The sequence below is a fragment of the Pseudomonas sp. PIC25 genome (genome assembly GCF_002286785.1).
In the GTDB taxonomy this organism is placed as follows: domain Bacteria; phylum Pseudomonadota; class Gammaproteobacteria; order Pseudomonadales; family Pseudomonadaceae; genus Pseudomonas_M.
On record NZ_MUJY01000132.1, the window covers coordinates 1 to 12,999 of the forward strand.

At 59.8% G+C, this 12,999-nt stretch carries 16 protein-coding genes; 14 read left to right on the forward strand and 2 right to left on the reverse strand.

Features of this window, described 5'->3' with window-relative positions; translation table 11 throughout:
- Positions 1-116: 116 nt before the first annotated feature.
- Positions 117-695 (reverse strand): nucleoside triphosphate pyrophosphatase, encoded by a 579-nt coding sequence (locus BZL41_RS16305; protein WP_095600281.1) that lies wholly within the window; start codon positions 693-695, stop codon positions 117-119.
- A gap of 104 nt (positions 696-799) precedes the next feature.
- Here BZL41_RS16305 and BZL41_RS16310 point away from each other — a divergent pair, with 104 nt between their 5' ends.
- The 13 genes from BZL41_RS16310 to BZL41_RS16370 all read left to right on the forward strand — a co-directional run bounded on the left by BZL41_RS16310 (position 800) and on the right by BZL41_RS16370 (position 10,858).
- Complete coding sequence (locus BZL41_RS16310) at positions 800-1,327, forward strand: YceD family protein (RefSeq protein WP_095600282.1); 528 nt, start codon at positions 800-802, stop codon at positions 1,325-1,327.
- A 13-nt stretch (positions 1,328-1,340) separates the two neighbouring features.
- Positions 1,341-1,523 (forward strand): 50S ribosomal protein L32, encoded by a 183-nt coding sequence (rpmF, locus tag BZL41_RS16315; protein ID WP_084334003.1) that lies wholly within the window; start codon positions 1,341-1,343, stop codon positions 1,521-1,523.
- A 3-nt stretch (positions 1,524-1,526) separates the two neighbouring features.
- The gene (gene plsX / locus BZL41_RS16320) at positions 1,527-2,537 is read left to right on the forward strand and encodes a phosphate acyltransferase PlsX (protein ID WP_095600283.1); all 1,011 of its coding nucleotides are present in this window, start codon (positions 1,527-1,529) and stop codon (positions 2,535-2,537) included.
- Positions 2,538-2,642: 105 nt separating this feature from the next.
- Positions 2,643-3,581, forward strand: coding sequence for an ACP S-malonyltransferase (gene fabD, locus BZL41_RS16325; RefSeq protein ID WP_095600284.1), 939 nt, complete (start codon positions 2,643-2,645; stop codon positions 3,579-3,581).
- Between the two features lie 14 nt (positions 3,582-3,595).
- Complete coding sequence (gene fabG, locus BZL41_RS16330; protein ID WP_095600285.1) at positions 3,596-4,339, forward strand: 3-oxoacyl-ACP reductase FabG; 744 nt, start codon at positions 3,596-3,598, stop codon at positions 4,337-4,339.
- Positions 4,340-4,525: 186 nt separating this feature from the next.
- Positions 4,526-4,762 (forward strand): acyl carrier protein, encoded by a 237-nt coding sequence (acpP, locus tag BZL41_RS16335; protein WP_003283670.1) that lies wholly within the window; start codon positions 4,526-4,528, stop codon positions 4,760-4,762.
- A gap of 95 nt (positions 4,763-4,857) precedes the next feature.
- A complete protein-coding gene (fabF, locus tag BZL41_RS16340; protein ID WP_095600286.1) occupies positions 4,858-6,102 on the forward strand; it encodes a beta-ketoacyl-ACP synthase II in 1,245 nt (414 codons plus the stop codon).
- Positions 6,102-6,917, forward strand: coding sequence for an aminodeoxychorismate lyase (gene pabC, locus BZL41_RS16345; RefSeq protein WP_095600287.1), 816 nt, complete (start codon positions 6,102-6,104; stop codon positions 6,915-6,917). Before fabF ends, pabC begins: the two co-directional genes overlap by 1 nt.
- A 3-nt stretch (positions 6,918-6,920) precedes the next feature.
- Positions 6,921-7,985, forward strand: coding sequence for an endolytic transglycosylase MltG (gene mltG / locus BZL41_RS16350; RefSeq protein ID WP_095600288.1), 1,065 nt, complete (start codon positions 6,921-6,923; stop codon positions 7,983-7,985).
- Between the two features lie 13 nt (positions 7,986-7,998).
- Positions 7,999-8,631 (forward strand): dTMP kinase, encoded by a 633-nt coding sequence (gene tmk / locus BZL41_RS16355; protein ID WP_095600367.1) that lies wholly within the window; start codon positions 7,999-8,001, stop codon positions 8,629-8,631.
- Positions 8,624-9,610, forward strand: coding sequence for a DNA polymerase III subunit delta' (locus BZL41_RS16360; RefSeq protein ID WP_095600289.1), 987 nt, complete (start codon positions 8,624-8,626; stop codon positions 9,608-9,610). Before tmk ends, BZL41_RS16360 begins: the two co-directional genes overlap by 8 nt.
- Before the next feature lie 35 nt (positions 9,611-9,645).
- Positions 9,646-10,002, forward strand: a complete 357-nt coding sequence (locus BZL41_RS16365) for a PilZ domain-containing protein (RefSeq protein WP_003245164.1) — start codon at positions 9,646-9,648, stop codon at positions 10,000-10,002.
- Positions 10,003-10,078: 76 nt separating this feature from the next.
- Complete coding sequence (locus BZL41_RS16370) at positions 10,079-10,858, forward strand: TatD family hydrolase (RefSeq protein WP_095600290.1); 780 nt, start codon at positions 10,079-10,081, stop codon at positions 10,856-10,858.
- Between the two features lie 244 nt (positions 10,859-11,102).
- Here BZL41_RS16370 and BZL41_RS16375 read toward each other — a convergent pair whose 3' ends face one another.
- Positions 11,103-12,236 carry an aminotransferase class V-fold PLP-dependent enzyme gene (locus BZL41_RS16375; protein ID WP_095600291.1) on the reverse strand — a complete coding sequence of 378 codons (1,134 nt, stop codon included), beginning with the start codon at positions 12,234-12,236 and terminating at the stop codon, positions 11,103-11,105.
- 75 nt (positions 12,237-12,311) lie between these two features.
- On the opposite strand from BZL41_RS16375, the gene BZL41_RS16380 reads away from it, so the two are divergent.
- Positions 12,312-12,953, forward strand: a complete 642-nt coding sequence (locus tag BZL41_RS16380) for a TetR/AcrR family transcriptional regulator (protein WP_084333994.1) — start codon at positions 12,312-12,314, stop codon at positions 12,951-12,953.
- Positions 12,954-12,999 lie beyond the last annotated feature (46 nt).

Genomic DNA, 12,999 nt, shown 5'->3' on the forward strand with positions numbered 1-12,999 from the left:
CACCGCCCAAGGCCATCAAGGCCCAGGACGGTGAAGATTTCGAAGACCCGCTATCCAGTGGATCGGAAGGCTGCTCCGCTTAAGTGAACAGCATTACGGTTTTCCGGGCCTTTTCGTCAGGGTATCTCGATGCCTTCGGTAAGAAGCATGTCAACCAGTCGAATCAATGGAAGCCCGATCAGGCTGGTGGCGTCTGCCCCATCAGTTGCGCGGAACAGGCTGATGCCCAGCCCCTCCGACTTGAAGCTGCCGGCGCAGTCGTATGGGCGCTCCGCTTCCAGATAACGCTCGATGCGGGCTGGTTTCAGAAGGCGGAAGTGCACGGTGAAAGGAATGCAATCCATCTGGCAGCGACCTGTCGCGGTGTTGAGCAGGGCCAGGCCGGTGAGGAAGGTCACGCTGTTGCCGCTGGCGGCCTGCAATTGTTCCCGGGCTTTGGCGTGTTCGTGGGGTTTGCCGAGAATCTGCTCTCCGAGCGTGGCTACCTGATCGGAGCCGATGATCAGGTGGTGCGGATGGCTGTCTGAGAGGGCTCTGGCCTTTTCTTCTGCGAGTCGGCGGACCAGGGCTTCGGCCGGCTCTTCGGGGCGTCTGGTTTCATCGATGTCGGGCGATTGCCAGATAAAAGGCAGGCGCAAGCGGGCGAGGAGTTCTCGCCGGTAGGGAGAGCTGGAGGCGAGTACAAGGGGTTGCATAGAGGTTCTCCTTGATGAGCGAAGATTCTAGCCGTCGGTTTCGATGGCGGACAGGCCGAATTTCCTTTGACAGGGGGGAGGGGCATCCCTAGAATGCTGCGCCTATGTTGAATGGGCCTATTCCACCTCATGTCGATCCGCGCAAATTGGCTGATCGCGACGCCACCCTCGAAGGGGAGCTGTCGCTGGCCGATTTGCCGAGACTTTGCGAACCCTTGGCTGAAAATGCCGGGGTTGTGCGTGCGAAACTCGCTTTCGGGCGTAACGAGCAAAGGGCTGTGGTTATCCATAGCGAGCTCGACGTAGAGGTAAAGATGGTTTGCCAGCGCTGTCTTGAGCTGGTCGCTCTGCCGATCCATAGCGAGTGTGATTACGCTGTGGTGAAGGTTGGGGCGAACACCCAGTCTCTACCCAAAGGTTACGACGTGCTGGAAGTGGATGAGGATCCTTTGGATCTGCTGACGTTGGTCGAGGATGAGCTGTTGCTCGCCCTTCCCATTGTTCCGCTCCATGACCCTGAAGTTTGCCAGCAGCCGGTCGGTCTCGAAGAGCCTGAGCCGAGCGAGGACGAGGTATCGCGGTCCAACCCGTTCAGCGTACTGGCGCAGTTAAAGCGTGACCCAAACGTTTAGGAGTTAATTAGTTATGGCTGTTCAGCAGAACAAAAAATCCCGTTCCGCGCGCGACATGCGTCGCTCCCACGACGCGCTGGAGTCCAACGCTCTGTCCGTCGAAAAGAGCACCGGTGAAGTGCATCTGCGCCACCACGTGTCCCCGGACGGTTTCTACCGTGGTCGCAAAGTGATCGACAAGGGCGCCGACGAGTAATCCTTGTCCGCTTCGATCATCGCGATTGACGCAATGGGTGGGGACTTCGGTCCCCGCTGCATTGTTCCGGCCAGCCTTGCCTGTTTGGCCTCTTTCCCCTCGCTGCAACTGATCCTTGTCGGTCAAACTCCCCTCCTTGAAGAATTAGTTACCCGTGACCTCGGCGTGGATCGCGCTCGTCTTCGCATCCAGCATGCCGGTGAAGTCATCGAGATGGATGAACGGCCCGCGCAGGCCTTGCGCGGCAAACCGGACTCTTCCATGCGCGTGGCTCTGGAGCTGGTGCGTAACGGTCAGGCTCATGCTTGTGTCAGCGCCGGTAATACGGGGGCGTTGATGGCGCTGTCCCGCTATGTCCTGAAAACATTGCCGGGTATCGATCGACCGGCGATGGTTACGGCGGTGCCTACCGAAAAAGGGCATTGTCATCTTCTCGATCTCGGCGCGAATGTGGATTGCAGCGCAGAGCATCTCTATCAGTTCGCTGTCATGGGGGCTGTCGCGGCGGAGGCGCTCGGCATCGATCGCCCCCGAGTGGCTTTGCTCAACGTAGGCACCGAAGACGTCAAGGGTAACCAGCAGGTCAAGCTGGCTGCGAGCCTGTTGCAGCAGGCCTCTGGGCTCAATTACATCGGCTACGTCGAAGGGGATGGTCTGTTTCGTGGGGTGGCCGATGTGGTCGTTTGCGATGGCTTCGTCGGCAACATCCTGCTGAAGTCCAGCGAGGGGTTGGCCGCCATGATCTCCGCGCGGATGGGTGAGCTGTTCCGGCAAGGGATTGTTGCTCGCATGGTGGGGGCGCTGGCGTTGCCGTACCTGCGTCGTCTGCAGGCTGATCTTGCACCGGCGCGCTACAACGGTGCCAGTTTTCTCGGCTTGCAGGGAATCGTGATCAAAAGCCACGGCTCCGCAGGGGCTGAGAGTTTCCAGAGTGCCATTCGGCGGGCTCTCAAGGAGATCGAGGAGAATCTTCCGGAGCGCCTTCACGGCCGTCTGGAGCATCTCTTGCTGTAGATGATGTGACCGCGCCCGAAGGGCTGTCATCCAACTGTGAGTTCGTTCCGTTTGGCTATGCAGGCGTGAACGTCACGACGATAAGATCAATAGGGAACTGTTTACATGTCCGCATCCCTCGCATTCGTCTTCCCTGGCCAAGGTTCCCAGTCGCTCGGCATGCTGGCCGAGCAGGGCGCTCAACAGCCTCTGGTGCTGGACGCCTTCGCTGAGGCTTCCGAGGCGCTTGGCTACGATCTCTGGGCATTGACCCAGCAGGGGCCGGAAGAGCAACTCAACCAGACCGACAAAACCCAGCCAGCCATTCTCACCGCTTCGGTGGCGTTGTGGCGCCTGTGGCTGGCTCAGGGCGGCGTGCGTCCCGCTTTCGTGGCCGGTCACAGCCTTGGCGAATATTCGGCGCTGGTCGCTGCCGGCAGCCTTGGGCTGGCCGATGCAGCGAGGCTGGTGGAGCGTCGCGGTCAGCTGATGCAGCAGGCGGTTCCGGCTGGGCAGGGCGGCATGGCTGCGATCCTCGGCCTGGAAGATGCCGATGTGCTGGCTGCCTGTGCCGAGGCGGCCCAGGGCGAAGTGGTCAGTGCGGTGAATTTCAATGCGCCGGGCCAGGTTGTGGTGGCCGGAGCCAGGGCGGCGGTCGAACGGGCGATCGAGGCTTGCAAGGCGCGGGGTGCCAAGCGTGCCATGGCGTTGCCGGTCAGCGTGCCGTCGCATTGCGAATTGATGCGTCCGGCCGCAGAGCGCTTCGCCGAAACAGTGAGTGCGATCGGCTGGCAGAAGCCTGAGATTCCGCTGGTCCAGAATGTCAGCGCCGCTGTGGTATCCGATCTCGACACGCTGAAGCGTGACCTGCTGGCCCAGCTTTACAGTCCGGTGCGTTGGGTAGAGTCAATGGTCCGTCTGGCTGAAAACGGCGTGACCGATCTGGTCGAGTGCGGTCCTGGCAAGGTGCTTTCCGGCTTGAACAAACGCTGTGTCAAAGGCGTGAATACGCATAATCTCGATACCCCCGAAGCTTTCGCGGCTGCTCGTGCCGCTTTGGCTTGAACAAGGAGAAGACTATGAGTCTGCAAGGTAAAGTTGCGCTGGTTACCGGAGCGAGCCGAGGCATCGGTCAGGCCATTGCGCTGGAGCTGGGGCGCCAGGGAGCTGTCGTGATTGGCACCGCCACCAGCCCGAGCGGTGCCGAGCGTATCGCCGAGACGCTCAAGGCTAACGGTATCGAAGGTGCCGGCCTGGTATTGGATGTCGCCAATGACGAATCGGTTGCCAGTACCCTGGAGCACATTCAGCAGCATCTCGGTCAGCCGCTGATCTTGGTCAATAACGCCGGTATCACGCGCGATAACCTGATGATGCGCATGAAAGACGACGAATGGCATGATGTTATCAACACCAACCTCAACAGCCTGTTCCGTTTGTCCAAGGGTGTGCTGCGCGGCATGACAAAAGCTCGTTGGGGGCGGATCATCAATATTGGTTCGGTCGTGGGTGCCATGGGTAATGCCGGTCAGGTCAACTACGCGGCCGCCAAAGCTGGACTCGAGGGTTTCACCCGAGCGATGGCGCGGGAAGTCGGATCGCGTGCAATTACCGTCAATGCGGTGGCCCCTGGCTTCATCGATACCGATATGACCCGCGAATTGCCTGAATCCCAGCGGGAAGCCTTGTTGACCCAGATTCCGCTGGGGCGTCTGGGGCAGGCCGAGGAAATCGCCAGTGTCGTGGCTTTCCTGGCTTCCGACGGTGCGGCTTACGTAACAGGAGCTACCATTCCAGTGAATGGCGGCATGTACATGGCTTGAATGTGACGTCTTCCTTCAGAAAACTGTCATAAGGGCTGTCTAGAATCCGTTACAAAAGTGCAATGGGTGAGACGGCTTGTTGACGTGTTGCTGAAGGGGACGGCCGTTTGGCTTGAAAGTTTGAAAACCCTTTCTATACACTGCAGCCCAGCTGCACGGATTTTCCCATAGGAGTGAAAACAAGGTATGAGCACCATCGAAGAACGCGTCAAGAAAATCGTCGCCGAGCAACTGGGCGTCAAAGAAGAGGAAGTCACCAACAGCGCTTCCTTCGTTGAAGACCTGGGCGCCGACTCCCTTGACACCGTCGAGCTGGTGATGGCTCTGGAAGAGGAATTCGAGACCGAAATTCCGGACGAGCAGGCTGAGAAGATCACCACCGTTCAGGAAGCCATCGATTACATCAACGCTCACGCGCAGTAATGTAATCGTCGGGTTCCCGACACGGAAAAGCCGCACTGCCCTAACAGGCGTGCGGTTTTTCTTTAAGTGTTGCAAACGTGCAAGAGGAGATAGCTGTGTCGCGTAGACGCGTCGTGGTAACCGGCATGGGCATGTTGTCGCCCCTGGGAACCGATGTGCCGAGCAGCTGGCAGGGCATTCTGGCCGGCCGTAGTGGCATTGGCCCCATTGAGCATATGGACCTTTCCGCCTATTCCACCCGCTTCGGTGGATCGGTGAAGGGCTTCAACGTCGAGGAATATCTTTCGGCGAAGGAAGCACGCAAGCTCGACCTGTTCATTCAATACGGCCTGGCGGCCAGTTTCCAAGCGGTCCGTGATTCGGGGCTGGAAGTGACCGATGCCAACCGTGAGCGTATCGGTGTGGCAATGGGCTCCGGTATCGGTGGCCTGACCAATATCGAGAACAACTGCAAATCCTTGATCGAGCAGGGGCCTCGGCGCATATCGCCGTTCTTCGTACCCGGTTCAATCATCAATATGGTGTCCGGTTTCCTGTCGATCCACCTGGGACTTCAGGGGCCGAACTATGCAATCGCCACCGCCTGTACGACGGGGACTCATTGCATCGGCATGGCGGCCCGTAATATCGCCTATGGCGAGGCTGACGTGATGGTTGCCGGTGGCTCCGAGATGGCGGCTTGTGGTCTGGGCTTGGGCGGCTTCGGTGCTGCGCGCGCCTTGTCCACCCGCAATGACGAGCCGACCCGTGCCAGCCGTCCCTGGGATAAGGGGCGTGATGGCTTTGTCCTGTCCGACGGCGCCGGTGCGCTGGTGCTCGAAGAGCTGGAACATGCTAAGGCGCGCGGCGCCAACATTTATGCCGAGCTGGTCGGCTTCGGTATGAGTGGCGATGCCTTCCACATGACGTCGCCGCCGGAAGATGGCGCTGGTGCTGCGCGTTGCATGAAGAATGCACTTCGCGATGCCGGGTTGAATGTCGACCAAGTCCAGTACATCAATGCCCATGGCACATCGACGCCTGCCGGCGACCTTGCCGAGGTGGCTGCGGTCAAGTCGGTATTCGGCGATCACGCTTATCGTCTGACCGTCAGCTCGACCAAGTCGATGACCGGGCATCTGCTCGGTGCTGCAGGCGCTGTCGAGGCGATCTTCAGTGTGTTGGCAATTCGTGATCAGGTGGCTCCGCCGACCATCAATCTGGATGATCCGGACGAGGGCTGCGATCTCGATTTCGTGCCGCATGAAGCCAAGAGCATGCCGATCGATGTGGTGCTTTCCAACTCCTTCGGTTTCGGTGGTACAAACGGTTCGCTGCTGTTCCGCCGGTTTGCCGGCTGATGCTGACCTGGGTCGACGGCCTGCCAGCGGGTGATGTGCCCGTTACGGACCGTGGGCTCGCCTACGGCGATGGTCTGTTTGAGACCATCGCCGTCAGGGCGGGGCGGCCGCGCTTGCTGGAGCGGCATCTGCGGCGCTTGAGCGAAGGTTGTACCCGGTTGGGAGTCGTCTGTGACGAAGCGCTGATCGAGTCTGAGTTATTGGCATTCTGTTCTGTGTTGGGTGACGGAGTAGCCAAGCTGATTCTGACTAGGGGCGATGGTCTGCGTGGCTACGCGCCTCCGGTGAGTGGGCAAGCGCGGCGTATTCTTCAGGGCGGCGCCTTGCCCGACTATCCCCCTGCCAATGCCGAACGGGGCGTCAGCCTGTATCCCTGCCGGACCCGACTCGCCGAGCAACCGGCACTCGCCGGTCTGAAGCACTTGAATCGACTCGAACAGGTCCTGGCCCGTGCCGAATGGCAGGGGGCCGCCTTCGCCGAAGGGTTGATGCGCGATGTATCGGGGCGTGTGATTGAAGGCGTCTTCAGCAACCTGTTCATGGTCCGGTGCGGGCGGCTCGTTACCGCCGACCTGTCCCGCTGCGGTGTGGCTGGAGTCATGCGGGCAGAAGTCCTGGTGATCGCGCAGGCTGTTGGCATATCTGTTGAGGTAAGGGACATTCCTTACGAGGAATTGCTGCAGGCGGATGAAGTCTTCCTCTGTAACAGCCTCTATGGCGTCTGGCCTGTGATCGGGTTGGAAGAGCGCGACTGGCCCGTTGGTCCTCTGACCCGTAAACTGCAAGCCCTTGTCCGCGACGTCCTGGGTTCCTGATTCGTGATACGCAAATTACTGTTGCTGCTGGAGGGTGGCCTGCTGTTGGCTGGCTTGCTGCTGGCGTTCGCTGCCTGGCAGCAACACGAGAGTCTCGAGCAGCCATTGCAGTTGGCGGAGGAGCAATTGCTCGATGTACCTGCCGGCGCGACGCCCAGCGGATTGCTCAATCGTCTCGAAAGCGAAGGCATTCTTCGTAATGCCTTCTGGTTGCGTCTCTACTGGCGGTTCAATCTGGCCTCTCACGCGTTGCACAGCGGCGAATACCGAATGGCGCCTGGTATGCGTGCGATCGACCTGCTGGGCCTCTGGCAGCGTGGCGAAGTAGTGCAATACAGCCTGACGCTGGTGGAGGGCTGGAATTTCCGCCAGGTGCGTGCGGCATTGGCGCGCCAAGCCAAGTTGGAGCAGACTCTGGATGGCCTGTCCGATGCCGAATTGATGGCTCGTCTGGGACAGTCCGGATTGCACCCCGAGGGGCGTTTCTTCCCGGATACCTACCGCTATGTTCGCGGGATGAGCGACATGGACCTGCTCAAGCAGGCCCATGCACGACTGGAAAGCGTGCTCGCCGAAGAGTGGGAGAAACGGGCGGAAGGCTTACCCTACCGTGATCCCTACGAGGCGTTGATCATGGCCTCGCTGGTGGAAAAGGAAACCGGAGTACCGGAGGAGCGTAGCCAGATCGCCGGGGTCTTCATTCGGAGATTGAAACTGGGAATGCTGCTGCAGACGGATCCGACCGTGATTTATGGCTTGGGCGAGCGCTATAACGGCAAGCTGACGCGGGCTCATCTGCTCGAACCGACTCCATACAACACCTATGTCAAGGCAGGCCTGCCACCCACGCCGATTTCATTGGTGGGACGCGAAGCGATTCATGCGGCGCTGCATCCGGCGGAAGGCAAGAGCCTGTATTTCGTTGCCCGGGGCGACGGCAGCCATGTGTTCTCCAGCAGCCTGGAGGAACACAATCGAGCTGTGCGCGAATTTCAGCTCAATCGCCGCTCCGACTACCGTTCCAGCCCATTACCCATTCCGCCGGCCGCGAAGCCGGATGCGCAATGATCAAGGACTGCCTGTGACTGGCCTGTTTATCACCCTCGAAGGTCCCGAAGGGGCCGGCAAGAGTACCAATCGCGATTATCTGGCCGAGCGTCTCCGTGCTCATGGCATCGATGTCCTTATGACACGTGAGCCGGGTGGGACGCCTCTGGCCGAGCGTATCCGCGAATTGCTCCTGGCGCCGTCCGACGAGCCAATGGCCGTGGACACCGAACTGTTGCTGATGTTCGCGGCCCGTGCCCAGCATCTCGCCCAGGTGATCCGTCCGGCTCTGGCCGAGGGGAGGGTGGTGTTGTGTGACCGTTTCACCGATGCCACCTATGCGTATCAGGGCGGAGGGCGCGGTGTGCCCGAGGAGCGAATCGCCATACTGGAGCGTTTCGTACAGGGAGAAGTTCGTCCCGATCTCTGTCTGATTTTCGATCTACCCGTAGAGGTCGGTCTGGCGCGTGCCAGTGCACGTGGCCGTCTCGATCGTTTCGAGCGTGAGGGGCGTACGTTCTTCGATGCCGTCCGCCTGGCCTATCTGCGTCGTGCCGCCGAGCGTCCGGAGGGGTATTGCGTCCTAGACGCCTCGCTGCCCCTTGTCGAGGTACAGGCTTCGCTCGATGCGCTGCTACCGCAGATTCTGGAGCGAGTCCGTGGATAAGATATTTCCCTGGCAGGCCGGGCTCTGGCAACAACTGGCCGGTCGTTCCCGGCATGCACATGCCTATTTACTGCATGGTCCCGCCGGGATCGGCAAGCGGCGATTGGCCGAGAGCCTGATGGCCCGTCTGCTTTGCCAGCAGCCGGCCGGATTGGATGCGTGCGGCCAGTGCAAGGCGTGCCACTTGCTGGCGGCCGGTACTCATCCCGATAACTTTGTCCTGGAGCCTGAAGAGGCCGACAAGGCGATCCGGGTCGACCAGGTCCGCGAGTTGGTCGAGTTCGTCGTGCAAACGGCCCAGCTCGGTGGGCGGAAGGTCGTACTGCTGGAGCCGGCCGAGGCGATGAACTTGAACTCGGCCAACGCTTTGCTGAAAAGTCTGGAGGAGCCATCGGGGGATACCGTCCTACTACTCATCAGTCATCAGCCCAGTCGGTTGCTTCCAACAATCAAGAGTCGATGCGTGCAGCAGGCTTGCCCTTTGCCGGACCGCTCTCAGAGTCTGGCCTGGCTGGCTCAGGCCCTGCCGGAGAGCGGTACGGATGAGCGTGAAGAGCTGTTGGTGCTTGCCGGTGGGTCGCCTTTGACCGCCTTGCGGCTGCATGAACAGGGAGCGCGGGAGCAGCGGACTCTGGTGGTCGAGGGTGTAAAGAAGCTATTGAAGCAACAGGTGGCGCCCAGCCAATTGGCAGAGGGCTGGAATGCGGTCCCGCTGTTGCTGCTGTTCGACTGGTTCTGCGACTGGACGCATTTGATGTTGCGTTATCAGTTGACCCGTGATGAAGAAGGATTGGGTCTGAACGATATGCGCAAGGTCGTCCAATACCTGGCGGACAAGGCGCCGCAGCCGAAAGTGCTGGCGATCCAGGACTGGTTACTGGCGCAGCGGCAAAAAATATTGAGCAAGGCGAATCTCAACCGTGTGTTGCTTCTCGAAGCCTTGCTCGTGCAGTGGGCAAGCCTGCCCGGACCGGGCTAGAATCGGCCCACCGAAATTCAGCCGGGAAACGTCGCATGAGTCTGCCACCGAATCTGGGGCCACGTAACGGAATCCTTTCCTTGACCATCAAGGACAAATCCGTTCTGTACGCTGCCTATATGCCTTTCATCAAGAACGGTGGCCTGTTCATTCCGACCAACAAGAGCTACAAGCTCGGCGACGAAGTTTTCATGCTGCTCAATCTGATGGATGAGCCCGAAAAGATTCCGGTGGCCGGAAAGGTGGTCTGGATAACCCCGAAAGGCGCCCAAGGTAATCGTGCCGCAGGTGTTGGCGTGCAGTTCAACGACGGCGACAATACCGCCCGCAACAAGATCGAAACCTATCTGGCCGGCGCCTTGAAGTCTGATCGGCCGACCCACACGATGTAAGTGATACGCCTCAAGCAGCAAGCCGGGAGCACCAGCCGAGAGCTTGGGCTTGCGGTTTTTCGTATTGAGGTTCTCCATGCTCGTCGACTCCCATTGCCATCTCGATCGCCTCGATCTGAGTGTCCATGATGGCTCCCTCGATAAAGCGCTGGATGCTGCGCGAGCGCGTGGCGTCGGCCATTTCCTTTGCATTGGCGTGAGTGCCGACAATGCTGCAGCGGTCAAACACCTGGCCGAGCGATATGCCGATGTGGACTGTTCGATCGGTGTACACCCTTTGGACCTCGAACCGGGTGCGGAGCCGGCGCTGGATTGGCTTCTGCGCGAGTTGGACCATCCGCGGGTGGTGGCAATTGGCGAAACCGGATTGGATTACCACTACGAACCGGAGGCCGCGGAACGCCAGCAGCAATCCTTCCGACTGCACCTGGAGGCCGCAAAAGTTACCGGTAAGCCGGTCATCGTGCATACCCGGGAAGCTCGAGCCGATACGCTTGCCTTGCTTCGCGAGGCGGCATTGCCGCAAGCGGGCGTTCTCCATTGCTTTACCGAAGACTGGGAAATGGCCAAGGCCGCGCTGGATATCGGTTTCTATATTTCGCTGTCCGGAATCGTCACGTTCCGCAATGCCGAGGCTCTGCGCGATGTCGCGCGCAAGGTGCCGGCTGAGCGTCTGTTAGTGGAAACCGATTCCCCTTATCTGGCGCCCGTGCCTCACCGCGGCAAGCCGAATTTGCCGCAGTATGTTCGCGAGATTGCCGAGTTCCTGGCGGAGCTGCGAGGGGTTTCTTTCGAGGAATTTGCCGCGCAAACCACCGCGAATTTCAGGCGACTGTTTCCACAGGCACATTTTTGACTGCGTAACGCTGGCCAAGTCTGGCGCATGCGCAAAAAAAACCCGGGTTCTGGGGGATGAATCCGGGTTAAGACCATTAGGAGTAAAACAAAGGTACGCGATCCACGGTACCTTGACTGGCGGGGCACTTGGGGGGAGATACCGCGCACCAGTACCTTGAAGTATTGGCGAAGATTCCTGAACGTCCAGATTGGTTTCGCTCATTTTTTAAACAGATTTGGAATACCACCGTTCCTGTTGAGATTCAGGCGTTGGCCAGTCTATGCAGGAGTGCCAGCGTTTCTTCGATCACCTGGGCTTCGGTATAGAAGTGTGGGGAAAGGCGAATACCCCCTCCGCGCTGGGCGCAGATGACCTGTTCAGCCTTGAGGCGCTCGAACAGCGCCTGATTATCCCAGCCGTTCAGGCTGAACGTCAGGATGCCGGCGCGTCGGGTCGGATCGCCCGGGCTGTGCAGGCTCACGCCGGCAATGCTCGTCAACCCGTCGTGCAGCCGTTGGACCCGGTCTGCCAGCGCAAGGCCTACGGCATCCATTCCAACCTCTTCGAGCAGCGAGAGGCTTGCCTCCAGCGCCATGGCTCCGAGCATGTTGGGGCTGCCGCATTCGAAGCGTCTTGCCGTTCGTGCGGGCTGCCAATCGTTGCGATCGTAATCGCCGGCATGTTCCAGCATGTGCCAGCCGTACTCGTGCAGTGTCAGTTGTTCCCGCATGTCGCTGCGGCAATAGAAGACGCCAAGTCCTTCCGGCCCGAGCATCCATTTGTGGCCGTCGGCCATGGCGAAAGCGCAGTCGCATGCCTGGGCGTCGAAGGGCAGGGCGCCGAGATGCTGGATAGCATCGACGCAAAACAGTACGCCCCGAGTCCGACATGCATGACCGAGCCGTTCGATATCCAGGCGCAGGCCGCTGGCGTACTGCACGGAGCTGATCGATAGCAGCCGGGTTCGTGGACCGCAGGCGGCAAGTAGATTCCCCTCCGGGTCCGAGCCCTTGAGGCCGACCTGCTTCACCACGACCCCGCGTGGCTTCAGCGCCTCCCATACCACCCGGTTGGAGGGGAATTCTTCGTCGCTGATGACGATTTCGTCACCTGGTCGCCAGTCGAGACCGAAGGCAACGAAAGACAACGCTTCTGATGTATTCTTGACCAGCGCGATGTCTGCGGTGCTGGGTGCATTGAGCAGGTACTTGAGGCGTTCGCGTAGTCGTCGCTCGGTCTGTAGCCAGTCTGGATAGTTACGTGCGCCTAGGCGTGCGTTTTCTTCGGCGAAGGCTGTAACCGCCAGAGTCGCGCGTTTCGGCCAGGGTGCGACAGCGGCATGGTTCAGATAGCGCAGCCCATGAGCTTGCGGAAATTCGTCTTGAAAGCCGTACATGATTGGTTGTTCCGTGCAATTTCCTGCTATTTAGGCATAATACGCGGCTTCGAGTTTTGACCCTTCAGTCTCTTTATGCAGAAAGAACCCCGTAAGGTCCGTGAGTTTCGTCGTCGCGAACAGGAAATTCTCGACACCGCGTTGAAGCTGTTCCTCGAGCAAGGAGAGGACAGTGTGACCGTGGAGATGATCGCCGACGCCGTCGGTATCGGCAAAGGCACCATCTACAAGCACTTCAAGTCCAAGGCGGAGATCTATCTGCGTCTGATGCTCGACTACGAGCGGGATTTGAACGAGCTTTTCCACTCGGAGAACGTCGCCAAGGACAAGGAAGCGTTGTCACGCGCTTACTTCGAGTTCCGCATGCGCGACCCGCAGCGTTATCGGCTGTTCGATCGCCTGGAAGAGAAGGTGGTCAAGGGCAACCAGGTTCCGGAGATGGTGGAGCAGTTGCACCGGATTCGCGCCTCGAACTTCGAGCGGCTGACCCAGTTGATCGAAGGGCGCATCGCCGAAGGCAAGCTGGAGGACGTGCCGCCGTACTTCCACTACTGTGCCGCCTGGGCCTTGGTCCATGGTGCCGTGGCACTGTACCACTCGCCGTTCTGGCGCGAAGTGCTGGAGGATCAGGAAGGTTTCTTCCAGTTTCTCATGGACATTGGCGTGCGCATGGGCAACAAGCGTCGGCGCGATGGAGAGCATCCGGCGGCTGGCTGATATTCAGCGCCTGAATGGCGCTGCCAGGCATGCGGGTCGGTAAGTC

Coding starts and splice junctions, on each gene's coding strand:
- pabC (WP_095600287.1), top strand. CDS start 6,102: ATGCTGACCTGGGTCGACGGCCTGCCAGCGGGTGATGTGCCCGTTACG.
- BZL41_RS16375 (WP_095600291.1), bottom strand. CDS start 12,236: ATGTACGGCTTTCAAGACGAATTTCCGCAAGCTCATGGGCTGCGCTAT.
- BZL41_RS16305 (WP_095600281.1), bottom strand. CDS start 695: ATGCAACCCCTTGTACTCGCCTCCAGCTCTCCCTACCGGCGAGAACTC.
- BZL41_RS16365 (WP_003245164.1), top strand. CDS start 9,646: ATGAGTCTGCCACCGAATCTGGGGCCACGTAACGGAATCCTTTCCTTG.
- BZL41_RS16370 (WP_095600290.1), top strand. CDS start 10,079: ATGCTCGTCGACTCCCATTGCCATCTCGATCGCCTCGATCTGAGTGTC.
- acpP (WP_003283670.1), top strand. CDS start 4,526: ATGAGCACCATCGAAGAACGCGTCAAGAAAATCGTCGCCGAGCAACTG.
- fabG (WP_095600285.1), top strand. CDS start 3,596: ATGAGTCTGCAAGGTAAAGTTGCGCTGGTTACCGGAGCGAGCCGAGGC.
- BZL41_RS16310 (WP_095600282.1), top strand. CDS start 800: ATGTTGAATGGGCCTATTCCACCTCATGTCGATCCGCGCAAATTGGCT.
- fabD (WP_095600284.1), top strand. CDS start 2,643: ATGTCCGCATCCCTCGCATTCGTCTTCCCTGGCCAAGGTTCCCAGTCG.
- rpmF (WP_084334003.1), top strand. CDS start 1,341: ATGGCTGTTCAGCAGAACAAAAAATCCCGTTCCGCGCGCGACATGCGT.
- BZL41_RS16380 (WP_084333994.1), top strand. CDS start 12,312: ATGCAGAAAGAACCCCGTAAGGTCCGTGAGTTTCGTCGTCGCGAACAG.